Origin of the sequence: Stappia albiluteola (genome assembly GCF_014050225.1) — a bacterium.
In the GTDB taxonomy this organism is placed as follows: domain Bacteria; phylum Pseudomonadota; class Alphaproteobacteria; order Rhizobiales; family Stappiaceae; genus Hongsoonwoonella; species Hongsoonwoonella albiluteola.
The window spans coordinates 103746-128193 of record NZ_JACFXV010000067.1; the positions used below are offsets into that span (position 1 = coordinate 103746).

Genomic DNA, 24448 nt, shown 5'->3' on the forward strand with positions numbered 1-24448 from the left:
GTTTTTTCTCTTGACTGACCGTCCGGTCGGTTAATTATTATGACCTGACAAATGGCGCTGTCAATCGCGCCGATAAACGGAAAACGAAGAGGCGCGAAGACGCCCGTCGGCAGGGATGCCGGCCTTTGCAGGCCAACGGCTGTCTGCTGGCAAATGGGAGGAGAATTTCCATGGCCGATTTCTTCCCGGCGCATAAGGCGACGCTCGAAAAGGCGCTGGAGACGATCCGCAGTCGCGAATACTGGTCGGCCTATCCGGAGATGCCGTCCGGCAAGATCTATGGCGAGACGGCGAAGGATGATCAGCAGGCGGCCTTTGACGGGCTGCTCGGCAAGCCCTTCGATCTGGATCAGCCTTCGGACGCCGGCAGGATTGGCGGCGAAAGGAGCCCGTTCGGGCCTGTGCTGGGCGTGACCTATCCGGCGGCAAAGCCGGCGACGCTCGTCGCCACAGCGAAGGCGGCGATGAAGAGCTGGGCGAAGGCGAGCCCCGAGGCGCGAGCGGGCGTCTGCCTCGAAATCCTGTCGCGGCTGAACAGGCAGAGTTTCCTGATCGCCAATGCGGTGATGCACACGTCCGGTCAGGCCTTCATGATGGCCTTCCAGGCGGGCGGGCCGCATGCCCAGGATCGCGGCCTCGAGGCGGTTGCCTATGCCTATGACGAGATGAGCCGGGTGCCATCGCATGTGCGCTGGCAAAAGCCGCAGGGTCCCAAGGATCCGCTTGTCCTGGACAAGACCTTCCGCATTGTGCCGCGCGGAGTGGCGCTGGTGATCGGTTGCGCGACCTTCCCGACCTGGAATTCCTATCCGGGCTTCTTCGCCAGCCTTGCGACCGGCAACGCGGTGATCGCCAAGCCGCATCCGGGTGCGATCCTGCCGCTCGCGATTACCGTCAAGATCGCCCGCGAGGTGCTGAAGGAAGCCGGTTTCGATCCGAATACCGTGTTGCTGGCTCCTGACAGCGCCGAGAACCCGATCACCAAGGACCTCGTTACCCATCCGGACGTGGCGATCATCGATTTCACCGGATCGCCTGCCTTCGGCGGCTGGGTGCGTGCGCATGGCGCCGGCAAGCTGGTCTATACGGAGGAGGCCGGGGTCAATTCGATCGTCGTCCATTCGACCGATGACCTGCGCGGCATGACCGGCAACATCGCCTTCTCGCTGTCGCTCTACACCGGCCAGATGTGCACCGCGCCGCAGAACATCTTCGTTCCGCGCTCAGGCATCGAGACCGACCAGGGGCACAAGTCCTTCGACGAGGTGGCCGACGCGATCCGCGTGGCGATCGACAAGCTGCTCGGCGATCCGCAGCGCGCAGCCGCGATCCTGGGGGCCGTGCAGAACGACGCCACGATCAAGCGCATCGATGCGGCGCGCAAGCTCGGTAAGGTCGTCCGCGACAGCGGTCCGGTGGAGGGCATGGAAGGCGCGCGCAGCGCAACGCCGCTTGTCGTGGCCGTCGACGGCAAGGACGAAAGCGCCTATCTGGAAGAACGCTTCGGCCCGGTCAGCTTCATCATCGCCACGGACGGCATAGAGGACGCGATCGCGCGCGCCTCGCGTTCCGCAAGGGAGAAGGGTGCGATCACCGCGTCGCTGTATGCGACCGACGAGGCCGTCATCGAGGCGGCGGCTGATGCCTTTGCCGAGGCCGGCGTCTCGCTCTCGGTCAATCTGACCGGCGGCATCTTCGTCAATCAGAGCGCCGCCTTTTCCGACTATCACGTCAGCGGCGCCAATCCGTCCGGCAATGCGAGCCTTTGCGACAGCGCCTTCGTGGCGAACCGCTTCCGCGTGGCCGGCATGCGCCGCACCGCGGCCTGAGGGGGAACGGGCAGGGGGACAGAACTTCGCTTTGAGAGGAAGCAGCCGGAGCAAGGGAAGAGGTGATCCGGCCGCGCTGCATCGTCCGAAAAGGACGTTTCTGGGAGGAAGCCATGCAGAAAAGCAGGAAGTGGATTGGCGGCGTAGCCGCGGCAACCCTGGCGCTCGGCGCCTTCGCCGGCGGCGCCGGCGCGGCCGACACGATCAAGATCGGCGCATCGCTGTCGGTGACCGGCCCCGCCGCCTTTCTCGGCGATCCGGAAGCCAGGACGCTCAAGATGTATGTCGACGACATCAATGCCGCCGGCGGTGTGAACGGCAAGCAGCTTGAGCTGGTGGTCTATGACGATGCGGGCGACGCCAACAATGCGCGCACCTTCGCGACCCGCCTCGTGGAAGACGACGGCGTCATCGCGGTCGTCGGCGGCTCCACCACCGGCACGACCATGGCGATGGTGCCAGTCTACGAGGAAGCCGGGATACCCTTCATCTCGCTCGCCGGCGCGGTGGTGATCATCGACCCGGTGAAGGAGTTCGTCTTCAAGACGCCGCATACCGACAAGATGGCCTGCGAGAAGATCTTCGAGGATATGAAAGGCCGCGGCATTTCGAAGATCGGCATGATCTCGGGCTCCGGCGGCTTCGACAAGTCGATGCGCGAACAGTGCCTCGGCGTCGCCGGCAATTACGGCATCGAGGTCGTGGCCGACGAGACTTACGGTCCGAAGGACGCCGACATGACGCCCCAGCTCACCAAGATCAAGGGCACGGACGGCGTCCAAGCCGTGGTCAATCCGGGCTTCGGCCAGGGGCCGGCGATCGTTACCCGCAACTATCGCCAGCTCGGCATCGACGTGCCGCTCTACCAGAGCCACGGCGTTGCCTCGAAGTCGTTCATCGATCTTGCCGGCGAGGCCGCCGAAGGCGTGCGTCTGCCGGCAGCCGCGCTACTGGTCGGCGACAAGCTCCCCAACAGCGATCCGCAGAAGGCGGTCGTGACCGGCTACAAGTCGAAATACGAGGAGACCACCGGCCAGCCCGTCTCCACCTTCGGCGGTCACGCCTATGACGGCCTGATGATCCTGGTCGAGGCGATGAAGCGGGCGGGCTCGGAAGATCCGGCGGCTATCCGCGACGAGATCGAGAAGACCACGGGCTTCATCGGCACCGGCGGCGAGGTCAACATGTCGGCGACCGACCATCTCGGCCTCGATCTTTCCGCCTTCAAGATGCTGGAAATCAAGGACGGCGACTGGACGATCGTCCAGTAGTCGGAATGCGCGGGGTGAGGGGATGGAAGAGCGCTTCTAATTCCCGGCTGTTCCCCTCACCCTAACCCTCTCCCTGCGGGGAGAGGGAATTATGCCGTGCCATTGGCCAGCCTGTTCGGCGCCCGATTGCGCGTGCAGGCGGTTTGGACCAGGACGGCGGCATGCTCCACCTCTCCCTGAGGGAGAGGTCGGCGCGGAACGCGCCGGGTGAGGGGATGAAGAAGCATTTCGAAGTTCTTCGGCTGTTCCACTCATTCTGGCCCTTTCCCTCAAGGGAGAGGGAACATTGCGGTGCGAATGTCTTATGCGGATGCATCTAAGCCGAATTTCGCAATGGCAACCGAAAAACTCATGCAGGGCACCGGAGCAATTGATTCGGCGAACGACGGAAAAGACCAAGGATTGACATGGCCGAATTCCTGCAATTCTGCGCATCGGGACTGACGGTGGGTGCCGTCTACGCGCTGGTCGCGCTTGGCTTCACGATCATCTACAACGCGTCGGATGTGGTGAACTTCGCGCAGGGCGAGTTCGTCATGATCGGCGGCATGACGACCGTCTTCGCCACCGCCGCCGGCGTGCCGATGCCGCTTGCGATCCTCATCGCCATCGCCGCCGCGATGATCATCGGCCTGCTGCTGCATCGCCTGGCAATCGAGCCGGCGCGCGGCGCATCGCCCGTGACGCTGATCATCATCACAATCGGCGCGTCGATCTTCCTTCGCGGACTGGCGGCGATCGTCTTCGACAAGCAGTTCCATTCGCTGCCGGCCTTTTCCGGCGACACCCCGGTGCTGTTCGGCGGTGCGGCGATCCTGCCGCAAAGCTTCTGGGTGATCGGCGGCGCGCTGGTCATCGTCGTGCTGCTGTGGACGTTCTTCAACCGTACGCTCACCGGCAAGGCAATCCTGGCGACGGCGGCCAATCGGCTCGCAGCGCGGCTTGTCGGCGTCAACACCTCCTTCGTGATCGGCTTGTCCTTCGTCCTCTCGGCCGCCATCGGCGCGATTGCCGGAATTCTGGTCACGCCGATCACGCTGACGAGTTACGACGTCGGCACGCTACTGGCGCTGAAGGGTTTCGCAGCAGCGATGCTGGGCGGCATGGGTAACCCGATCGGTGCAATCCTCGGCGGCCTGCTCGTCGGGTTGCTGGAGGCATTTGGCGCCGGATACCTGTCATCCACCTACAAGGATGCAGTTGCCTTCATCGTCATTCTGGCCGTTCTCTTCGTGATGCCGGGCGGCCTGCTCGGGCGCGCCAGCGTGGAGCGGGTGTGATGATGCGGCGCCTGATGTCCAATCGCCTGGCGGTTCCGGCAATCCTGTCGCTCCTCGTCGTCGGGCTGTTCTTCGTCATGCCGTCGAGTTTCTATCTCAGGGTCGCGGCTCTGGTGTGGATCTCCGCGCTGGCGGTCATCGGGCTGAACCTGCTGATGGGCTATGCCGGACAGGTCAGCCTCGGCCATGCCGGGTTCTTCGGCGTTGGCGCCTATTCCGTTGCGATCCTGCCGGCGCAGTTCGGCCTGCATCCGCTCGTCTCGCTGATAGTCGGAGCGCTGGCGGCGGCGCTGCTGGCCTTTCTCGTCGGGCGGCCGATCCTCAAGCTCAAGGGCCACTACCTGGCCGTGGCGACGCTCGGCTTCGGCATCCTCGTGTTCATGGTGATCGGCAACGAGGCCTGGTTGACCGGAGGGCCGGACGGCATGCCGGTGCCGCGGCTGGTGCTCGGCGACTGGCGGGTGAGGGGCGGGGAAGCGTGGTACTGGATAACCGGCGCCCTGATGGTTGTCGGCAGCTGGATTGCCGTCAATCTGGTCGCGAGCCCGACCGGACGGGCACTGAGGGCCCTGCACGATTCCGAGGTGGCCGCGCGCGTCGTCGGTGTCGACGTCGCCCGCTACAAGCTGATCGTCTTCGTCATTTCCGCCGTCTATGCCTCGGTGGCCGGTTCGACACTGGCGTTGGTCAACGGCTTCATCACCCCGGATGCGGCCGGCTTCCTGCATTCCATCCAGCTCGTCACCATGGTGGTGCTTGGGGGGATGGGGTCGGTTCTCGGCTCGGTGGTGGGGGCTGCCGTGCTCATCGTCCTGCCGCAGGTGCTCACCGCTTTCCACGACTACGAACACCTGCTGCTCGGCTTCCTGATGATGGCCTTCATGATCCTCCTGCGCGCCGGCATCGTGCCGAGCCTTTCAGCGGCATTCGCGGGGAGGCGGGCATGAGCATCCTGCATGTGGAGGATATCGGCATCGCCTTCGGCGGCGTGAAGGCCGTCGATCACGTCACCTTCCATGTCGAAAAGGGCGAGGTCTTCTCGATCATCGGGCCGAACGGCGCGGGAAAGACCACGCTGTTCAACCTGATGTCCGGCGTCTACCGCCCGAAATTCGGCAAGGTGCTGCTTTCGGGCGAGGACGTGACGGGGCGTGAACCGCAGGAACTGGCGCGGCGCGGCATGTCACGCACCTTCCAGAACCTGCAGGTCTTCTTCCGGATGACGGCGCGCGAAAACGTCATGGTCGGCAGACACCTCCTGGAAAAGCGCGGCCTTTTCGCCCATCTTTTCGCCCTGCCGGCGACCGCCCGCCAGAACAGGGAGAGCGCGGAAGCGGCCGACCGGTTCCTCGATCGCGTCGGCTTGGCTGCCTATGCGGACATGCCGGCCTCCGCCATGCCTTATGGCGCGTTGAAGCGGCTGGAGATTGCCCGTGCGCTCGCCGCTCAGCCTTCGGTGCTGCTGCTCGACGAACCGGCGGCCGGCTGCAATCCGGTGGAGACGGAAGAAATCGAACGGCTCGTTCGCAGCATTGCCGACGAAGGCGTCACCGTCGTGCTCGTCGAACACGATATGAAGATGGTCATGCGGATCTCGAACCGCATTCATGTGCTGGAGTTCGGCCGTACCCTCGCTCAGGGAACTTCGGCGGAAATCCGTGCCAATCCGAAGGTCATCGAGGCCTATCTCGGCACTCACGGCTCGAAGGAGGCTTCCGTTGCGTGTCGATGACGCCCTGCTTCAGGTCGATGGCCTCCATTCGTCCTATGGTCGCATCGAGGCGCTGCACGGCGTGTCGCTTGCGGTCAATCGCGGCGAGATCGTCGCACTCGTCGGCGGCAACGGTGCCGGCAAGACGACGCTGCTGCGCTCCATCTCCGGTGTGCAGCCGGTCAATGGCGGCAAGGTGTCGCTGAAAGGCGAGGATATCACCCGTTCCTCGCCGCACGAGCGAGTGAGGCGCGGCATCGCCCAGGTGCCCGAGGGACGGCAGATCTTCGCGCCGCTGTCGATCGAGGACAATCTCCGCCTCGGCGCCTACCTGCGCAAGGACCGCAAGGTCGGGGAAGACCTCGAGCAGGTCTATGGTCTGTTTCCGGTACTGAAGGAGCGCCGTTTCAATCCGGCCGGCGGACTTTCGGGCGGACAGCAGCAGATGCTGGCGATCGGCCGCGCATTGATGAGCCGCCCAAGCCTGCTTCTTCTCGACGAGCCGTCGATGGGCCTGGCACCTATCCTCGTCGATCAGGTGTTCGAGATCATCGTCAGGCTGCGCGAGGAAAGCGGCGTCACAGTCTTCCTCGTCGAGCAGAACGCCTTCGCGGCGCTGTCGATCGCAGATCGTGGCTATGTAATCGAGACCGGTGACATTGCCCTTTCGGGTACCGGCAAGGCGCTGCTCGAAGACCCGAGAGTGAGGGAAGCCTATCTCGGCGTCTGAGGCTTGCCGGGCCCCTTCCCAGATCGGCTAGACTGCCGGCAACGGCGACGAGTCGCGGGTCATGACCGCGCAACCGACAGGGCAAGACGATGCTGCAACTGGATCAGGCGACGACGCGGGCGATGCTGGAGTGGCGGCCGCTCATCGAAGCGCTGCGTGCGATGTTCGACGACGGTTGCGAGATGCCGGTTCGCCATCATCACGATGTCGCCGTGCCGGGCGAGGCGGACGCGACCTTGCTGCTGATGCCGGCCTGGGTGCCAGGCCGCTATATCGGCGTGAAACTGGCCACGGTCGTGCCGGGCAACGGTGCGCGGGGCCTGCCCGCCGTGATGGCGACTTATTGCCTTTCCAGCGGCAGGACAGGCGAGATGCTGGCGCTGATCGATGGCGGCGAGCTCACGGCAAGACGGACAGCCGCCGCCTCGGCCCTTGCAGCCGACTACCTGGCCCGCAAGGACGCGTCCGACCTGCTGCTGATCGGTACGGGCCGGGTGGTCGAAAACCTGATCGGCGCCCACTGCGCCGTCCGCCCGATCCGGAAGGTGTCGGTGTGGGGACGGGACATGGCGAAGGCGGAGGCGCTGGCGGAAGCCGCGGCCCGTGAACATGGCGTCGAGGCGGAGGCCGCCGGCGACCTGGGCAAGGCGCTGGAGACGGCCGATATCGTCAGCGCGGCTACCCTGTCCGAAATACCGCTGATCGAGGGGGTACGGCTTTCGCCCGGCTGCCATGTCGATCTGGTCGGTGCCTTCAAGCCCTCCATGCGGGAGAGCGACGACGAGGCGATCCGCCGGGCGTCCGTCTTCGTCGACACACTGGCCGGCGCAACCAGGGAAGGCGGCGACATCGTCCAGCCGCTCCAGTCCGGCGTGCTCAAGATGGAGGACATTCGGGGCGATCTCTTTTCCCTCGCCACCGGAACCGTGCCCGGCAGGGTATCGGAGGACGAGATCACTCTCTTCAAGTCGGTCGGCGCAGCGCTTGAGGATCTCGCCGGCGCCATCCTCGCCTACGAAACGGCGATGGCCCGGCCACAGGGCGCCGGCTGAATTCAGTTCAGGCTCGCCGCTTCGTCTTCGATTGTCTTGAGCATTCCAAATCTCAGCATGCGCTCAAGCCGCATCTCGACAGCCCTCCTCCAGTCGGTGGAGGCCATGAGCTCATCCGGAAACAGGTTATCCAGCCCATGCAGCGCCCGCGAGATTGCTGTTGCGTCATCGCTTGCAGCGCTCAAGGCAGTTCGGATGTCCTCCTCGCGCGGGTCCCGCAGGGCATAGGATTCGCCTTGGTCGTCGCGGCCGAGGCAATAGCGCATCCAGCTTGCGGCGGCGAAGGCGAAAGAGGCGATGTTCTGCCCGTCGAGCAAGGCGGAAACGGCGGGAACGAGCAGTCGCTGCGGCAGCTTTTCCGTGCCGTCCATGGCGATCTGGTAGGTTTCGTGGGCGATTGCCGGGTTCTCGAAACGGCGGCCGAGATCTTCTGCATAGGATCTGAGATTGATGCCTTCAAGCGGCTGCAATGTCGCCGCCGCGGCATCGAAATGCCGCCGGACGAGGCGGGTAAGCCCCGGCGATGCCATCGCGTCTCGGACATAGCGGTAGCCTGAGAGAAAGCCGGCATAGGCGATCAGCGAATGCGTGCCGTTCAGCATCCGGAGTTTCATGTTCTCGTAGGGGGCAACGTCCTTGACCAGAAGGGCGCCGCCGATTTCCCACGTGGGACGTCCGGCGACGAAGTCGTCCTCGATCACCCATTGCGAAAAGGGTTCGGTCTCGATCGCGGCATGATCGCTGAAGCCGGTCAGGGCTTCGGCATCCACTAAGGTGCGCTCACTCGCCGCCGGGGTAATACGGTCGACCATGGTGGAGGGAAAGGACGCGTTCGCCTCGATCCACCGAGCGAGATCGGGGTCGATGCGCCTCGCATAGTCGAGCGTGCCGGAACGGATGAGTTTACCGTTTTCCGGCAGGTTGTCGCAGCAAAGCACGGTGAAGGCGGGAAGCCCTGCCTCGCGCCTCAGGCGCAGCGCCTCGACGATGTAGCCGAGCGCACCTTCGGGAGAACGTGGGTTCGCGAGATCATGGGCGATTGCCGGATGCGACGGCATGACGGCGCCGCTTGACCGGTCTATGCCATAGGCCTTTTCGGTGACGGTCAGGCTGACGATCCTGATTGCCGGAGCGGCGAGGGCAGCCAGCGCGGCTTCCCTGCCGCGGGCCGCTGCAATGACGCCCGCGATACTGCCGATTATACGGGCCTTGGTTCCTTCGCCGTCGCGTTCCAGCAGGGTGTAGAGCCCGTGTTGCGGGTTGAGGGCGTCGGCAACGTCCAAGCCGCGCAGGCTGATGCCGCGGATGCGCCAATCGCCGCCGTGCTGCGCAAGAGCGTCGTCGGTATAGACGGCCTGATGCGCACGGTGGAAAGCGCCGCAGCCGATATGGACGATGCCGACGCCATGATCCGACGGCCTATAGGCGGGCAGGCGAACCGGCGCGCGAATCCCGTCCAGCGACGACAGTCTTTCTCTTCCGCTCATGCCGGCAACCCGTGCCTTTCGTGCGAAAGGGCGGTCATGATGCCCCTCAGTTCGGCGAGCCCCTTCAGCCGGCCGATCGACGGGTAGCCCGGCTGCGCCCGGCGGGTCAGGTCGTCGAGGATGTCCTGACCGTGGTCGGGCCGCATGGGGATCTGGTGATCCTTGCGACCTGCTTTCCTGCGCCGTGCCTCTTCCTTCAGTGCCGCCGCGACAAGAGCGACCATGTCGGTGTCGCCGCCAAGATGCTCCGCCTCGTGGAAGGAGCCGAACAGGCCGTTGCTTTCGCGCTTGACGTTGCGCAGGTGCAGGAAATGAATGCGGTCGCCGAAGCGCTCCATTATGCCAGGCAGGTCGTTGTCGGCGCGAGCGCCGAGCGATCCCGAACAAAGCGTCATGCCGTTGGCGGGCAGATCGACCGCATCCAGGGTCGCCTTGTAGTCGGCTTCCGTCGACATGATGCGCGGCAGGCCGAGGAGCGGGACGGGAGGGTCGTCCGGGTGGCAGCACATGCGGATGCCCACCTCCTCGGCAACCGGCACGACTTCCTCAAGGAAATCGATGAAGTGTCGCCGCAGCCGACCGGCGTCGATAGCGCCGTATTCGGCAAGGTGAGCACGTACGTCGTCCAGCGTCAGGTGTTCGGCGGCGCCCGGCAGGCCGAAGGCGACATTGCCGGCGAGCGCGGTTTTCGCTTCGTCGCTCATGGCGCGGAAGCGGTCGCCGGCAGCCTCCGCCACATCGGCCGCAAAATCGGCCGCGGCGCCGGGGCGCTTGAGGATATGAATGTCGAATGCGGCGAAATCGACGAGGTCGAAACGCATGCAGGTGCCGCCATGCGAAACCCGGTAGGCGAGGTCCGTCCGCGTCCAGTCGAGGACCGGCATGAAGTTGTAGCAAAGGACCTCGATGCCGCAGGCGGCGATGTTGCGCAGGCTTGCCTTGTAGGCCTCGATGTGGGCGCGCCAGTCGCCCTTCTGTTTCTTGATGTCCTCGGATACCGGGAGACTTTCGACAACTTCCCAGGCGAGGCCGGATGGCGAGCCGTCACGGCGGCGGGCGATCTCGGCCTTGCGTTTCTCGATCTCGGCGACGCTCCACACCTCGCCGCTCGGGACATGATGAAGGGCGGAAACGACGCCCTCGACGCCTGCCTGGAGCATATCGTCGACAGAGACAAGGTCCTTCGGGCCGAACCAGCGCCACGTCTGTCTCATTTCGTCCTCTTGTGCGCCAAACGCGATTTTCTTTCGATTTTCGAAGTTATGGCTCGCGCCGTACGGGCTGGATATAGGGCGTCCGCCTCGGGCTGCCCGGGATCAGGCCTGTCTTATCACCGCCTGCGTAAGTTGACTAGTATGGAAGTATGGTGATATGCATGCCGCAAAGGGAGGAACACATCCGGTGAACAATCAGGACCGTGCCGAATTGATCATCGCGCAAGGGGCGCCGGTCGGGCCGCAGGTCTACCGGATCCTCCGGGCGAAGATCATTCGCGGCGACCTGGCGCCCGGCGCCCGGATTTCGGAGTCCGAGATCGCCCGCACCTTCGCCCTGAGCCGCCAGCCCGTGAGGGAGGCTTTCATCAAGCTCAGCGAGGAAGGGCTGGTTGAGGTGCGGCCGCAGCGTGGTACGCTGGTGACCAAGATCTCGACTGCAGCAGTGCTCGATGCCCGCTTCGTGCGCGAGGCGATCGAGGCGGATGTGGTTCGCCTCGTGGCCCGGTCCGTCGACCCGGCGGTGCTTGCCGACCTGCGGGGGCAGATCGAGCTGCAGAAGGCGATCGCCGGCGGCGACCCGGATCAGTTCATGCGCCTCGACGAGCGCTTCCATCGCACGCTCTCGGAGGCCGCCGGCAAGCCCTATGCCTGGAAGGTGATCGAGGACGTCAAGGCGCAGATGGACCGGGTGCGGTTCCTGAGCTTCATCCAGTTTCCGGTTCCGACGCTGATCAAGCAGCACGAGGCGGTGGTCGATGCCATCGCGGCCGAAGCACCCGATGCCGCTGAAGCGGCGATGCGGCGGCACCTTCGGGAAATCATCACGGCCCTTCCGGCGATTGCCGAAGCGCGTCCGGCCTTCTTCGCCGACGCGGATGCAAACAGCGAAAGCTGATGAAACCCACGACAGGGAGGAAAGAATGACTGCACTACGCGTGTTCGGGAAAACGCTGGCGGCCGGCCTCGCCGGCATGCTTCTGGCAGGATCGGCGCTTGCCGCCGACGTGACGCTGAAGCTCGGCCACCTCGCCAATGAGGACAATATCTGGCACAAGGCGGCGATGAAGTTCGGCGAGGAAGTGACGACGCTGAGCGACGGCCGCATCGAGGTCGAAATCTATCCTAACGAATCGCTGGGCAAGGAAATCGACCTGATCAACGGCATGCAGCTTGGCACCGCTGACATGACGATTTCCGGCGAAAGCCTGCAGAACTGGGCGCCGAAAGCCGCTCTCCTGGCGGTTCCCTACGCCTACAAGTCGCTGGAGCACATGGACTCCGTCGCCAGCGGCGATATCGGCCAGGAAATCGAGGCGCAGATCGTCGAGAAGGCGCAGGTGCGCCCGATCGCCTATTTCGCCCGGGGTCCGCGCAATCTCACCTCCAACCGGCCGATCGAGTCGCCCGATGCCCTCGACGGGCTGAAGCTGCGCGTGCCGAACGTTCCGCTGTTCGTCGGCGTGTGGAAGGCGCTCGGTGCCCAGCCGACCCCGATGGCCTTCTCCGAAGTCTTCACCTCGCTGCAGAACGGCACGATCGATGCCCAGGAAAATCCGCTGGCGCTGATCAAGTCGGCGAATTTCAACGAGGTGCAGAAATACGTCAACAAGACCGAGCACGTTCGTTCGTGGATTTACCTGGTGATCTCCGAGCTGACCTGGTCGAAGCTCTCCGACGCCGACAAGGCCGCTGTTCTGGAGGCTGCCAAGCGGGCGCAGGCCTATGAGCGCGAGCTCTTCCTGGAAGACGAGGGCAAGCTGGTCCAGGAACTGAAGGACAAGGGCATGACCTTCGTCGACGTCGACAATGTCGCCTTCGCCGCCAAGGCCAAGGACGCGGTGCTTGCCAATGTCAGCGAGGAGATCCGCCCGACCGTCGAGCAGCTCTTCAATCAGTAACGGGCAATCGGGCAGGGCGCGGACAGGCTTCGCGCCCCTGCCTCGCATTGCGGGAAGCAGGGTTTGCGGATGGACTGGCAGAAGACGATCGGCAGGCTGGAGCGCGTGGCGCGGGTCGCGACCGGCATCGCCTTCATGGTGATGATCGGGGCGGTGCTGGTGCAGGTGCTCGGCCGCTCGGTGGTGGGCAATTCTCCGGTTTGGACCGAGGAACTGACCCGCTTCGCGCTGCTCTATCTGGCCGCGTTCGGAGCGGGCCTTTCGTTCCGCAGCGGCGATCTCGTCAATGTGGACCTCGTTTGCGAGGCGCTGCCCGGCCGCTGGCCGAAGGTCCTGCGCTTCGTCTCGGCACTTCTGACGTCGCTGCTTTGCCTGATGCTGCTGCTGCCCGCGTGGACCTATACCTCGATCGGCCGGCTGCAGACCTCGCCGGCGCTTGCCTGGCGGATGGATTTCATCCACGCGAGCATCTTCGTCTGCATACTTTCGCTGTTCGTTTTCTCCCTGGCGCGCGTGCTCGCCGTGCTTGCCGGCCGCTCCGACGGTCTTCCCGCCAATTCGCAGAACCAAGCATCATGAGCCTTGCAATCCTGATCGGGGTTTTCATCCTCGGCCTCGTCATCGGTGTTCCCGTCGCCGTAACGCTGGGCCTGTCCTCGCTCTGCTACCTCCTGTTCAAGGGCATTCCGCTCGTGGTGATGCCGCAGAAGATGTATGCGGGCATCGACGTCTTCGTGCTGCTGTGCATTCCGGGCTTCATCCTCGCCGGCAACCTGATGAACAGCGGCGGCATCACCGAGCGCATCATCCGCTTCGCCAATGCGATGGTGGGCTGGATGCGCGGTGGCCTCGGCCTTACCAATATCGCCGGCTCCATGCTGTTCGGCGGCATTTCCGGAACGGCGGTAGCGGATGCAGCCTCCATCGGCGGCGTGATGATCCCCGGCATGAAGAAGGCCGGTTATCCCGGCGATTTCTCGGCAGCCGTCACGGCGGCCTCCTCGACAGTCGGGCCGATCATCCCGCCGAGCGTGCCGATGATCATCGTCGGAGCGCTGTCGGGCATTTCCGTGGGCAAGATGTTTCTGGCCGGCGCGGTGCCGGGCGTGCTGATGGGCGTGGCGATGATGGTGACCTGCTACATCATCTCGACGAAGCGCGACTATCCGCGCCAGGCCTGGCAGGGCTTCCGCGAGCTGGCTGGCTCCTTCTTCGGCGCCTTCTGGGCGATCGCCATGACGGCGCTGATCATCGGCGGGCTGCTGAGCGGCCTGGCGACGCCGACCGAAACGGCGATCGTGGCGAGCGTCTACGCCTTCGTCGTCGGCTGTTTCATCTACCGCGAACTGCCGCTGAGGCAGGTGCCGCGTATCCTGATCGACAGCGCCGTATCTTCGGCCGCGATCCTTGCGCTGGTGGGTTTTGCCAATGTCTTCGGCTGGATCCTCGTTTCCGAGCGCATTCCGCAGACGATCGCCAATGCCGTATTATCGATCACGGAAAACAAGATCCTGGTGATCCTGCTCATCAACCTGCTGCTGCTCTTCGTCGGCATGTTCATGGAGACGATCGCCGCGCTGATCATCCTGTTCGTGCCGCTGCTGACGCTGGCGCAGAGCGTCGGCATCGAGCCGCTGCATTTCGCCACTTTTGCGGTGCTCAACCTGATGATCGGGCTCACCACGCCGCCGGTCGGCGTCTGCCTCTTCATCTGCGCCAATATCGCCAAGCTGCCGCTGTCGCCGGTGGTGCGGGCCATCGCCCCCTTCCTGCTGACGAACATCATCGTCCTGTTTCTGGTATCCTATATCCCGGTGCTGGCAACGGGGCTCCCTTCGCTTCTGCTCGATTAGGCATTTGCCATGAAGACACGCGTCTGCCGCCTCTATGGCCAAAACGACATCCGCATCGAAACCGACACGGTGGCCGAGCCCGGCAAGGGCCAGGTGCTGGTCCGCGTCGGTGCGGGCGGGATCTGCGGATCGGACCTGCATTATTTCCACGATGGCGGCTTCGGCCCGATCCGGGTGCGTGAACCGATCATCCTGGGCCACGAGGTGGCCGGCACGATCGAGGTGCTCGGCGAAGGCGTGTCGGATCTCGCCGTCGGCGACCGGGTGGCGCTGAACCCCAGCCGCCCCTGCGGGCAATGCGCCTACTGCCGGGAGGGGTTGTTCAATCACTGCCTGTCGATGCGCTTCTACGGTTCGGCCATGCGCTTTCCCCACGAACAGGGAGGCTTCCGCGACCTGATCGTCGCCGACGCCTTTCAGTGCGAGAAGGTGGGACCGGGCACCAGTATCGCCGAGGCCGCCTGCGCCGAACCGCTGGCCGTCTGCCTGCACGCCGCCAATCAGGCAGGAGAGCTTGCGGGCAAGCGCGTGCTGGTCACCGGCGCCGGCCCGATTGGTTCCCTTTGCGTCGCCGTCGCCCGGCATCGCGGGGCGGAGCAGGTCGTCGTCACCGACCTGCACGACGCGACGCTGGATGTCGCCTGGGCGATGGGTGCAACCGAGACAGTCAATGTCATGATGCATGCCGAAAAGCTGGAGCCCTATGCCGCCGACAAAGGCAAATTCGACGTGACTTTCGAGTGTTCGGCTGCCGCACCGGCCATGCGCACCGCTCTGGCGACGACGCGGCCTCGCGGCACGATCGTGCAGGTTGGCGTAACCGGTGACATGGCAATCCCGCTCAACATGCTGGTGGGCAAGGAACTGGTGCTGCGCGGCACCCACCGCTTCCACGAGGAATACGCCGAAGCCGTCCGCCTGATCGACAGCGGGGCCATCGACGTGAAGCCGATCATCACCGGCACCTATCCGCTTGAACGGGCTCTCGACGCCTTCCGCAAGGCTGGCGACCGCACGCAGGCGGTCAAGGTGCAGATTTCCTTTGCGGAAGAGTGAGGTGCGGCAGTTCGTGCTGACGAATGGGCGGTCAGGCCTGTCCCGTCCACTACACGGACCGCGCCCCTCGCGGCCGAGGTTCCGATCTCGGTTCGGCCTTCGGCGCGGCGCTGACCTTGCGAGTGGGTGGTGGGGCCGGAATAAACCGCATTCCATGACCCAGATCATGGCGCGGCGGAGCGGAGTGCACGAAGGTTCGTTCGCGCATGGGGGGCTTCTTACGGGAGGCCGCACATGAAAATCTCTGAAGTCATGCACCGGGGCGCTTCCAGCGTCGGCCCGGACGCCGCGATCACGAAGATCGCCAAGATAATGTCCGACATGGATGTCGGTTCAATTCCCGTGGCGGAAAACGGCCGGGTCATCGGCATCGTGACCGACCGCGACATCGCGCTTCGCGCGGTGGCCAATGGCAAGGATGTTTCCCGGCTGACGGCGCGAGATATCATGAGCAGCAAGGTGAACTGCTGCCGCGAGCTGGAAGATCTGGACACGGCGGCACGGATGATGGAACGCAATCACATCCGCCGCCTGCCGGTCCTGGATGACAATGACAGGCTCGTCGGCATGGTGAGCCTGGGCGACGTCTGCCACGCGGCCTCGCAACGCCTGACGGCCGACGTGGTGAAGGCGGTGTCCGCCCATCACGCCTGACGGGAAATGACACAATGGGTCGGTCGCGGCATGGCGGTGCCATGTCGTGGCCGGGCACGCCTTCTTGGAGAGGGATAATGGGTGCGCATTCGGCCGGTAACATGCCGGGAGCGGTGCCGGCCGCAGCGCGCCGATCCTTCGGCGTCGGCCAGGTCAATGTCCGGGGCGCGCCACATATCGTGTCGACGCATGAACTGGCCGAGTTTCCATTCGCTGTCCTCACGCAATTCAGAAGGCTGGAGCACGAGGCGGACTGTCCCGGCGAGGCCCTGGTCGTGGTGCCGCTTGCCGGTGCCTTTCCCATGCTGATGCGCGACCTCGTCGTCGGGCTGCTTGGCCTGTTCCCGCGGGTGTCAATCACCGAATGGTTCGACGCCCGTCATGTGCCGCTGTCGCACGGGCGGTTCAGCCTGAGCGAGAATATCGCCCATACGGCGGACATGCTCGGCCTCCTCGGCAAGGGGGTGCATCTCTTCGGCGTCTGCCAGGGCGCGGTTGCGGCCCTCGGAGCGGCGGCGCTGCAAGGCATCCGTCACCGGCAGGAAGTCCCATCCTCCGTCATTCTGCTCGGCGGGCCGATCGCGCCGCTTGCCAATCCCACTCGGATCGTCCGTATCATGCGGGCAAAGCCGCTCGGCTGGTTCGCCGACAAGCTGGAGCGCGTGCCGGAAGGAAATGCCGGCGCCGGGCGGCTGGTCTATCCGGCTTCCAGCCAGCGGGTTCTGGCAACCGCCTACGCCTGGCGGCATGTGCTGAGCGGGGATGAGATTTTCCGCAAGTTCGTGCAGGATGACGGCGACGACCCGCTGCACTACTCCTTTGCGAAGCTGTTCTTCTCCCTGATGGACCTGCCCGGGGAACTTTTCCTCGACACGGTCGCCCATGTCTATCAGGCAAGCGATGCGTTGAGCGGTGGCGTGAGCGTCGAGGGCCACCCGGTCGATCCGGCGTGCATTGTGCAGGGCGGCCTGATGGTGGTGGAGGGGGCGGATGACGACATCGCCGCGCCGGGTCAGACGGCTGCAGCACTCCAACTCTGCCGCAACCTGCCTGAAAACAGGAAGGCTTATCTGGCGTTAGATGGCTGCAGTCACTTCTCGCTGTTTCACGGGCAGACGATGCGGCACAAGGTCCTTCCCGAAGTCAGTCGCTTCGTCCAGGCAGTCTGTTGAACCGCGCAAGGATATCCGTCACCTCGACATCGGCCAGTTGCGGGAAATCCCGATAGGAACGGCTTATCGCCTCGAAGGCGGCCGGAGTTTCGAGACAGACGATCTCGTCAACCTCGCTTCGCAGATCCTCGATTGCTTCCATCGGCGCGACCGGCACGGCCAGGACAATCCTTTGAGGCTGCCGAAGCCGGAGACCGCGGATCGCCGCCTTGACGGTTGCGCCGGTCGCGATACCGTCATCGACGAGGATCGCCACGCGTCCCCGCACGGGAACCGGGGGACGATCCCCGCAATAGGCCTGGCGCCGCCTGGCTATCTCGGCAAGCTCGCTCTTGCAGGTGGCGGCGAACTGCTCCTCACGGATGAATTCATGGCGTAGGATGTCGTCATTGCGGACGACGATCGGTTCCTCGGCGTCGACGATCGCGCCCATGGCAAGCTCGGGTTGCCAGGGAACGCCGATCTTGCGCACGATCAAAAGGTCCAGCCGCGCCTTGAGCTTCCTTGCGACTTCGGCCGCGACCGGCACGCCGCCGCGCGGCAACGCGAGCACGACCACGTCCTCGCGCGCGTATTCCTGCAGAGCCTGGCCCAGGCGACGGCCTGCCTCGGCGCGATCAAGAAAGGGCATTGTGCCTGCCTCCCGTGTCGCTGTCGGCGCGAATGCCCTAACCCGCATGGCACCGGTTGTCGTTGACGATGGTCAATGACCCGAAAGTCTTGCTGCGCGAGCCTTGGCGTCGGCTGGGGAAGGGAGGAAGCAATGGCTATGTTGAAGGTGATCGAAGTCCTGGCCGAATCCGACGAGAGCTGGGAGCAGGCGGCAAGGCAGGCGGTTGCGGACGCCTCGCGCTCGGTGCGAAACGTCAAATCGATTTACATCAAGAATTTCGAGGCGACGGTCGACCAGAACAAGATCCAGCGCTATCGCGTCAACGCCAAGATCTCGTTCGTTCTGGAGTAGAGCGTTCAGGCGGGTGCGACCGCCGAAGCATAGGGGCCTTTTTCTCCCGTATGCTCCGTGAAGCGCACCTGCGTTCCCACGCCGATACCCGACCAGAGGTCGTCGGAGACGAGGCTCTCGCGGCGAAAGAAGAACTCGCGCCCGTCCGCGGCGCCGATGAAGCCGAAGCCCTCGTCGGCGACGAGGCGGACGACCTTGCCCTGCAGCTTGACCGGCACCGGCTTGACGAGGTGGCCGTTCTTCCTGCGCGACGTATCCTCAAGGCGCCGCTCGGCGGCGTTGAAGCTGTCGCGAATGGCGATCAGCACGTCTTCGTGCGCGCGGTTTTCCTCCGGCTCGCGGCCGACGAAGATGTCGCCGCCCGGCACCTTGATGTCGATATGGACGTGGTAGATCTGCCCCTTGTGGCTGCGCTGATGCGGCGCCTCCACCACCACGTGGCAGGATGTGATGCGCCCGTGGAAACGCTCCAGCCTTTCCAGCCGCTTGCGCAGCGCCTCCTCGATCCTCGGGGTGGAGTCGAGACCGCGAAAGGTGATTTGCGGAGCGACCTGCATGGCGACCTCCAGATCCGTTGGCGGGAACATGCCAATTGTAACCTATGGCAGCCTTCAATGCAGTCCAGAACGTCGCCGGAGGGGCGGTTCAGGCCGCAAAGATCGCCTTGTCGTCGGCGAAGGCCTTGAATTCCAGCGCATTGCCCGACGGGTCGAAGACGAAAAGCGTCTGCTGCTCGCCGGGCCCGCCGGCAAAGCGGGTCTGCGGTCGGATATGCCAGCGGGTATCGGGTGCCTGTTCCAGCCGGTCGACAAGCTCGGCGAATTCGTCGGGCGCGAGGATGACGCCGAAATGCGGGATCGGCACCGGGACGCCGTCGACGGTACCGGTGGCGCCGCCCTCGGTGGCGGGCTTGCCCAGATGGGCGGACAACTGGTTGCCGAAGAGATCAAAATCGATCCACTTTCCGGCCAGTTCGCGACCGATGCGGCAGCCGAGCACGGTACCGTAGAAATGGCGCGTCGCCTCGAGATCGGTCACGGGGAAGGCGAAATGGAAGGGGCGCATCGGGGCTCTCCTGAAGCAGGATTTCGGTTGCCCCTGTTTAAGCGATTGCCAAGGGGAGAGAAACAGGGAAGGGCGCGGCCTGTCGCAAAGATGTTGGTGCAAGGCCCGCGCTGAAGTGGCAGAGTTCGCAGCGTCATCCTTAAATGGAGAGGCGCCATGACTGAAAGGGTTCTCGTTCTCATCGGCACCAACAAGGGCGCGTTCGTGCTGGAAAGCGACAGGAACCGCGCCGACTGGAAATTGCGCGGCCCCTATTGCGACCACTGGGTGATCCATCATGTGATCGCGGACCCCGCGAGCGGCACGCTCTATGCCGGCGGTGGCAACGGCTGGACCGGAGCCGGGGTGTGGCGCTCCGACGATCTCGGCCACAACTGGCGGCTCTCCGGCGAGGGGCTTGCCTATGACGAGGACGAGCCGAAGCTCACGTCCGTATGGAGCCTGGCGAAATCGAACGGCCAGCTGCTTGCGGGCGTCGAACCGGCGGGCCTGTTCGAAAGCCGCGACGGCGGAGAGAGCTTCACCCATGTCGAGGGCCTGCGGGCACACCCCTCGCGGCCTGAATGGCAAAGCGGCGGCGGCGGTATGATCCTGCATTCGCTGGTCGCCGATCCGCGAGACGGCGACGAGATCTGGGTGGGCATTTCGGTTGCCGGCGTGTTCCACTCCGCAGACGGCGGCGGGACATGGGCTCCGCGCAATCGCGGCACGCGGGCCGACTACAACCCGGAAGACCAGCGCTATCCCGAATACGGACAGTGTGTACATTCGCTGGTGCGGGCTGCGGGCGACAAGGTCCGCCTCTATCAGCAGAACCATTGCGGCATGTACCGCAGCGATGACGGCGGCATCGAGTGGCAGAGCATCGAGGACGGATTGCCGTCGAGCTTCGGATTTCCGGCCGCCGCCCACCCGCGTGATCCCGATACCCTTTATCTGGTGCCGCTTAATGGCGACAGCGCCGGGCGCTATATGCCGGAGGGCCGGGCGGCGGTCTGGCGCAGCCGCGACGGCGGACGGAGCTGGGCCGATCTTCGCAACGGCCTGCCGCAGGAAAACGCCTTCCTCTGCATCCTGCGCCAGGCCTTGACGACGGATAGCCTGGATCCGGTCGGCGTCTATTTCGGCTCAAATTCGGGGAGCCTGTTCGCCAGTCGCGACGAAGGGGAGAACTGGACGATGATCGCCCAGCATCTGCCCATCATCTTTTCGCTGGAAACCGTGGTGCTGGACACGTGATCGGCGTCAGTCGAAGTCGAAGAGGCGGGCTGGGCTGTCCACCAGAACGGACTGCAATGCGCTTTGCGGCGCCCACCCGAGCACCAGGTCGAGCAGTCCGGCGTCATCGGGGTAGTCCTCGGTACGCCTCACCTGGTTATGCGGCCAGTTGGTGCCCCAGATGATCCGTTCGGGTGCATAAGCCGCGATCTTGCGGGCCACCGCCGCGATGTCCGAATAATCCGGCCCGCCGGTGCGGGAGGACTCATAGCAGCCGGCGAATTTAAACCAGCAGTTGCCGCGGTCGATGAGGCGCTTCACCGCATCGACCTCGGCGCTGTCCGGCGTCGTGCCGGAGAAGAACTTGCCATGGTGGTCGATGATGTAGCGGCTTTCTATCGCCTCGAGCTTCGGCATGTGTGCTAGGATACGGCTGCCATCGAACTGGACGGCGACCGTCCAGCCGAAGTCATGTGCGCGGGCGTCGACGCCGGCCAGACCGTCGAGACCGACGGCACCGCCGGCCAAGTCCATGATGCGGGCGCCGCGAATGCCGCCCTCGTGCAGGCGCTTCATCTCCGCATCGGGCGTGTCGCTGGTAATGACGGCCACGCCGCGCGCGACCGGCCCCATCGCCGCGACGCACGCAAGCAGACAGTCATTGTTGAACTGATGCGCGTTGCCCTGCGTGACCACGACGCGGTCGATGCCGAGCCATTCCATCACCTGCCGGTAGTCGTCCGGACCCGGCGTGCCCTCGGGCACCGGTGGCCCGCCGGCTTCGGCCGGATAGTCCGGCAGGTAGAGGTGCATCTGGGTGTCGGTGGCACCCTTCGGCAGCACGGTCTTCGGCGTGTCGCCGGAAAGCTTACGGACCAGCATCGGCGTTCCTATTTGAGGGCATATTCGGCAAGCGCGTCGCGATTGATCTCGATGCCAAGTCCCGGGCGGTCGGGAATGACGACGACGCCGTTCTCATGCTCGATCGGTTCAGTTACCACCGCCTGCCGGAACGGATTATGCGTGCGGTCGAATTCCAGGATCGGCTCGATCGGATCGCGGCGCGGCGGATTGGGCGGAAGTGCCGCCATGAACTGGAGGCTCGCGGCGATCTGGACGGCGGTGCCCCATACATGCGGCACGAGGCGCACGCCGTGGATCGCCGCGAGATCGGCCACCTTGCGCATTTCGGTGAAGCCGCCTGTGCCGCAGATATCCGGCTGGATGATATCGACGGCGCGGGTTTCCAGCGGTTCTCGCATGGCGTAGCGGCCGTGCCAGGTCTCGCCGCCGGCGACCGGGATAGGCTGGCCGGCGCGCACTGCGTGATATGAGCCGATCTGCTCCGGCAGCACGGGCTCCTCGAACCAGTCGATACCGTAATCCGCCGCCCGGTTGCCCAGTTCGACCGCCTCCAGCACGTCATAGCCGTGATTGGCGTCGATCATCAGCCGCATGTCGTCGCCGATGGCCTCGCGCACGGCGGCAATGACCGCAAGGTCTTCCTCGACATTAAAGCCGATCTTGATCTTGGCCGCGTGGAAGCCTTCCTTGCGATAACCCGCGACCTCGGCCGCAATGTCGGCGACACGGTCGACACCCTCCTTGCGGAAAGAGCCTGTGGCATAGGCTTTCACGCTGTCACGCCAGCGCCCGCCGAGCAAAATGGAAACGGGTACGCCGAAGCGCTTGCCCTTGATATCCCACAAGGCGATGTCGATGCCGCTGAGCGCGGTGACGGTCAGCCCGCGCTGCCCCTGATCGCGTAGGGCGTTGTAAAGCTCAAGCCAGATCTTTTCGGTTTCCAGCGGGTCGCGGCCGAGAAGCCATTTCTCGTAGGCCTTGACCACCGCGGCATTGGGCAGGGCAGGGCCCAGGCACTCGCCCCAGCCCGTGGTGCCATCGTCGCAGACGATCTCCACCAGGCAGTGCTGTCGGCGGTCGAAATACATCGACGCGCTTTCGAACACCTGATCCAGCGGATGGTCCAGCACATGCGTGCGAACGGCGGCGATCTTCATGGGAGGTACGGCTCGATCAGCCTGGCGAGCATGGCGGTTTCCTCAGCGGTCAGGTCGACGAGGGGTGCGCGCACCGGTCCGGCATCGAAGCCGATGAGGCGCACGCCGGCCTTGATGGCGGAAACCGCGTAGCCCTTGTTGCGGTTGCGGATCTTCATGAATGGATAGAAGAAGTCCTTGAGGATCGCTTCCGTGCGCTCCTTCTTGCCGGCGCGCAGGGCCGTGTAGAATTCCTGGGCCAGGGCGGGCACGAAATTGAACACCGCCGAGGAATAGGTGGTAACGCCCGCGCCGAGATAGGCATCGGCGAACAGCTCGGCGGTCGGCATGCCGCCGAGGTAGGTCAGCCTGTCGCCCATGGTCGCCGTGATCTGGCGGACGAGGCCGATATCGCCTGAACCGTCCTTGAAGCCGACGAGGTTCGGGCAGGCTTCGCAGAGGCGGGCCAGCGTATCGGCCTGAATGATCGAATTGTCGCGGTTATAGACCATGACGCCGATGGATACCGCGTCGCAGACCGCCTTGATATGCGCGTAGAGCCCGTCTTGCGGCGCATCGATAAGGTAATGCGGCAGGAGCAGCAGGCCGTCGGCGCCGGCCTTTTCGCTGGCGCGGGCAAGCTCGACGGCGATCTTCGTGCCGTAACCGCAGCCGGCCACGATCGGGGTATCGCCGGCCGATGCCTTCGCCACCCGCACGATTTCCGGCACCTCCTCAGGCGCCAGCGAGAAGAACTCGCCCGTGCCGCCGGCAGCGAACAGCACGCTTGCCTTGAAGCCCGACAGCCAGCCGACATGCTCCGAATAGGCTTTCGGATTGAATCTGTCGGCCTTGTCGAAAGGCGTGACGGGGAAGGACAGAAGGCCGGCGCCGAGCGCGACTTTCAGGGCTTCGGGTTGCAGGGGGGCTGGCATGGGTTTCGCGATCCTGAATCTTGGGCCTGATGCCCTTGACGGGCAATGCTTTTCATTGGCGGATGGCTGGTCGGGGTGCCGCCGCGACGGGCCGCCCCCGACCCTGATGGGGCCATGTGAAACGTGCCGCCATCTTAGCCATCGTCATACGTAAGTCAATAAGTTGTATGATAACTTTGAGGTCTAGCCGCGGCGCAGCATGGTGCGGTAGCGCTGTTGGCTGCCTTTCAGATGAATGCGCATGGCCTCCTGGGCCGCTGTCTCGTCCTGTGCCGAGATGGCGTCGGCGATTCGCCGGTGCTCCGCCTGGATGCGGGCAAGATAGTCGCCGGGCGTGTGTTCCACGTCGCTGTCCTGCAGGGACGTGCGCGGAATAACGTTCCTGCCCATCACTTCGAGGAATTCGCGAAAGCGCGGATTGTTGGTCGCGTCGGCGATTGCCAGGTGAAAGGCGAAGTCCGCCTCGATGGTCGGCTCGCCGCGGGCGATGTGCTGACCGATCTCCGACAGCCGCTCGTGGATCGCTTCGTCCTGTGCGGGAGAGCGGCGGGCGGCAGCAAGGGACGCGGCTTCCACCTCGACGGCGGTGCGCAGCTCAAGTACCTCAATAATTGAGGAAATTCGCGCTGGATCGAAAGAGCGGAACGGCTGGCTGGCCGATGGCTGGTTGGAAATGACGAAGACGCCCGCACCCTGCCGGGCTTCGACGAGACCATCCGCGCGCAGCGACGCGATCGCCTCGCGAATGACCGTGCGGCTGACCTCGTATTGCCGCGTCAGGCCCGCCTCGCTGGGCAGTCTTTCGCCGGCCAGGATTTCTCCGGCCAGGATCGCGCGCCGCAACTCGCCGCTGACCTTGGCGACGAGATTCGTGCGCCCGCGCGTCTTAGCCTGCGCCGGCCTCTCGTCCTGTTTCGTCGCTGAATGTTCCAAGACCTGCTTCACCGCCTTGTTCTTGCTCGTTCCGCCAATGGTCCCGCGCCCCTGCCAACTGTCAATACAAGTCACGCCAGGCAGCACGATCGTCTGTTGACGGGGTGTCGACAACATGTAATA

At 64.6% G+C, this 24448-nt stretch carries 25 protein-coding genes; 16 read left to right on the plus strand and 9 right to left on the minus strand.

Annotated elements, in window-relative coordinates:
• Window positions 1-170: 170 nt before the first annotated feature.
• The 7 genes from paaN (at window position 171) to lhpI (ending at window position 7873) form a co-directional block, all read left to right on the plus strand.
• Entirely contained in the window at window positions 171-1829 is a 1659-nt protein-coding gene (paaN, locus tag H2509_RS19935) for a phenylacetic acid degradation protein PaaN (protein WP_182168227.1), read from the plus strand.
• 113 nt (window positions 1830-1942) lie between these two features.
• Window positions 1943-3100, plus strand: coding sequence for an ABC transporter substrate-binding protein (locus H2509_RS19940; RefSeq protein WP_182168228.1), 1158 nt, complete (start codon window positions 1943-1945; stop codon window positions 3098-3100).
• A 407-nt stretch (window positions 3101-3507) separates the two neighbouring features.
• Entirely contained in the window at window positions 3508-4380 is an 873-nt protein-coding gene (locus tag H2509_RS19945) for a branched-chain amino acid ABC transporter permease (protein ID WP_182168229.1), read from the plus strand.
• A gap of 2 nt (window positions 4381-4382) precedes the next feature.
• Window positions 4383-5327 (plus strand): branched-chain amino acid ABC transporter permease, encoded by a 945-nt coding sequence (locus tag H2509_RS19950; RefSeq protein WP_182168303.1) that lies wholly within the window; start codon window positions 4383-4385, stop codon window positions 5325-5327.
• Window positions 5324-6112 carry an ABC transporter ATP-binding protein gene (locus H2509_RS19955; RefSeq protein ID WP_182168230.1) on the plus strand — a complete coding sequence of 263 codons (789 nt, stop codon included), beginning with the start codon at window positions 5324-5326 and terminating at the stop codon, window positions 6110-6112. Before H2509_RS19950 ends, H2509_RS19955 begins: the two co-directional genes overlap by 4 nt.
• Before the next feature lie 4 nt (window positions 6113-6116).
• Window positions 6117-6821, plus strand: coding sequence for an ABC transporter ATP-binding protein (locus H2509_RS19960; RefSeq protein ID WP_182168304.1), 705 nt, complete (start codon window positions 6117-6119; stop codon window positions 6819-6821).
• Between the two features lie 89 nt (window positions 6822-6910).
• A complete protein-coding gene (lhpI, locus tag H2509_RS19965) occupies window positions 6911-7873 on the plus strand; it encodes a bifunctional Delta(1)-pyrroline-2-carboxylate/Delta(1)-piperideine-2-carboxylate reductase (RefSeq protein ID WP_182168231.1) in 963 nt (320 codons plus the stop codon).
• A gap of 2 nt (window positions 7874-7875) precedes the next feature.
• Here lhpI and H2509_RS19970 read toward each other — a convergent pair whose 3' ends face one another.
• A complete protein-coding gene (locus H2509_RS19970) occupies window positions 7876-9360 on the minus strand; it encodes a mannitol dehydrogenase family protein (RefSeq protein ID WP_182168232.1) in 1485 nt (494 codons plus the stop codon).
• Window positions 9357-10574, minus strand: coding sequence for a mannonate dehydratase (gene uxuA, locus H2509_RS19975; RefSeq protein WP_182168233.1), 1218 nt, complete (start codon window positions 10572-10574; stop codon window positions 9357-9359). Before uxuA ends, H2509_RS19970 begins: the two co-directional genes overlap by 4 nt.
• Before the next feature lie 187 nt (window positions 10575-10761).
• Here uxuA and H2509_RS19980 point away from each other — a divergent pair, with 187 nt between their 5' ends.
• The 7 genes from H2509_RS19980 to H2509_RS20010 all read left to right on the plus strand — a co-directional run bounded on the left by H2509_RS19980 (window position 10762) and on the right by H2509_RS20010 (window position 17210).
• Window positions 10762-11472 (plus strand): GntR family transcriptional regulator, encoded by a 711-nt coding sequence (locus H2509_RS19980; protein WP_328805138.1) that lies wholly within the window; start codon window positions 10762-10764, stop codon window positions 11470-11472.
• Between the two features lie 25 nt (window positions 11473-11497).
• Window positions 11498-12475, plus strand: coding sequence for a TRAP transporter substrate-binding protein (locus H2509_RS19985; protein ID WP_182168235.1), 978 nt, complete (start codon window positions 11498-11500; stop codon window positions 12473-12475).
• A 69-nt stretch (window positions 12476-12544) separates the two neighbouring features.
• The gene (locus H2509_RS19990; RefSeq protein WP_182168236.1) at window positions 12545-13054 is read left to right on the plus strand and encodes a TRAP transporter small permease; all 510 of its coding nucleotides are present in this window, start codon (window positions 12545-12547) and stop codon (window positions 13052-13054) included.
• Complete coding sequence (locus tag H2509_RS19995; RefSeq protein WP_182168237.1) at window positions 13051-14328, plus strand: TRAP transporter large permease; 1278 nt, start codon at window positions 13051-13053, stop codon at window positions 14326-14328. Before H2509_RS19990 ends, H2509_RS19995 begins: the two co-directional genes overlap by 4 nt.
• Window positions 14329-14337: 9 nt before the next feature.
• Window positions 14338-15384: an L-idonate 5-dehydrogenase gene (locus tag H2509_RS20000; RefSeq protein WP_182168238.1), complete on the plus strand. Its 1047-nt coding sequence runs from the start codon at window positions 14338-14340 to the stop codon at window positions 15382-15384.
• Window positions 15385-15618: 234 nt separating this feature from the next.
• A complete protein-coding gene (locus H2509_RS20005; RefSeq protein ID WP_182168239.1) occupies window positions 15619-16038 on the plus strand; it encodes a CBS domain-containing protein in 420 nt (139 codons plus the stop codon).
• 77 nt (window positions 16039-16115) lie between these two features.
• On the plus strand, window positions 16116-17210 hold the full coding sequence (locus tag H2509_RS20010; RefSeq protein ID WP_182168240.1) for an alpha/beta hydrolase family protein: 1095 nt from the start codon (window positions 16116-16118) through the stop codon (window positions 17208-17210).
• Here the strand turns inward: H2509_RS20010 and H2509_RS20015 are convergent.
• Window positions 17182-17841, minus strand: coding sequence for a phosphoribosyltransferase (locus H2509_RS20015; RefSeq protein WP_182168241.1), 660 nt, complete (start codon window positions 17839-17841; stop codon window positions 17182-17184). The two genes, H2509_RS20010 and H2509_RS20015, sit on opposite strands and share 29 nt — an antisense overlap.
• Before the next feature lie 132 nt (window positions 17842-17973).
• Here H2509_RS20015 and H2509_RS20020 point away from each other — a divergent pair, with 132 nt between their 5' ends.
• Entirely contained in the window at window positions 17974-18174 is a 201-nt protein-coding gene (locus H2509_RS20020; protein WP_182168242.1) for a dodecin family protein, read from the plus strand.
• Window positions 18175-18179: 5 nt separating this feature from the next.
• Here the strand turns inward: H2509_RS20020 and H2509_RS20025 are convergent, their stop codons facing one another.
• Together H2509_RS20025 and H2509_RS20030 are read right to left on the minus strand one after the other, a co-directional pair.
• A complete protein-coding gene (locus H2509_RS20025) occupies window positions 18180-18761 on the minus strand; it encodes an HPF/RaiA family ribosome-associated protein (RefSeq protein ID WP_235975129.1) in 582 nt (193 codons plus the stop codon).
• Between the two features lie 58 nt (window positions 18762-18819).
• Complete coding sequence (locus tag H2509_RS20030; RefSeq protein WP_182168243.1) at window positions 18820-19239, minus strand: VOC family protein; 420 nt, start codon at window positions 19237-19239, stop codon at window positions 18820-18822.
• A 156-nt stretch (window positions 19240-19395) separates the two neighbouring features.
• Between H2509_RS20030 and H2509_RS20035 the strand changes: the two genes are divergently transcribed.
• Window positions 19396-20478 carry a WD40/YVTN/BNR-like repeat-containing protein gene (locus tag H2509_RS20035; protein WP_182168244.1) on the plus strand — a complete coding sequence of 361 codons (1083 nt, stop codon included), beginning with the start codon at window positions 19396-19398 and terminating at the stop codon, window positions 20476-20478.
• A gap of 6 nt (window positions 20479-20484) precedes the next feature.
• Here the strand turns inward: H2509_RS20035 and H2509_RS20040 are convergent, their stop codons facing one another.
• The 4 genes from H2509_RS20040 to H2509_RS20055 form a co-directional block, all read right to left on the minus strand.
• Window positions 20485-21339, minus strand: coding sequence for an amidohydrolase family protein (locus H2509_RS20040; RefSeq protein ID WP_182168245.1), 855 nt, complete (start codon window positions 21337-21339; stop codon window positions 20485-20487).
• Window positions 21340-21347: 8 nt separating this feature from the next.
• Window positions 21348-22478: a mandelate racemase/muconate lactonizing enzyme family protein gene (locus H2509_RS20045; RefSeq protein ID WP_182168246.1), complete on the minus strand. Its 1131-nt coding sequence runs from the start codon at window positions 22476-22478 to the stop codon at window positions 21348-21350.
• Complete coding sequence (gene kdgD, locus H2509_RS20050) at window positions 22475-23380, minus strand: 5-dehydro-4-deoxyglucarate dehydratase (protein ID WP_182168306.1); 906 nt, start codon at window positions 23378-23380, stop codon at window positions 22475-22477. The genes H2509_RS20045 and kdgD overlap by 4 nt, the downstream gene beginning before the upstream one ends.
• A 195-nt stretch (window positions 23381-23575) precedes the next feature.
• Window positions 23576-24325, minus strand: coding sequence for a FadR/GntR family transcriptional regulator (locus tag H2509_RS20055; RefSeq protein ID WP_235975131.1), 750 nt, complete (start codon window positions 24323-24325; stop codon window positions 23576-23578).
• Window positions 24326-24448: the final 123 nt, after the last annotated feature.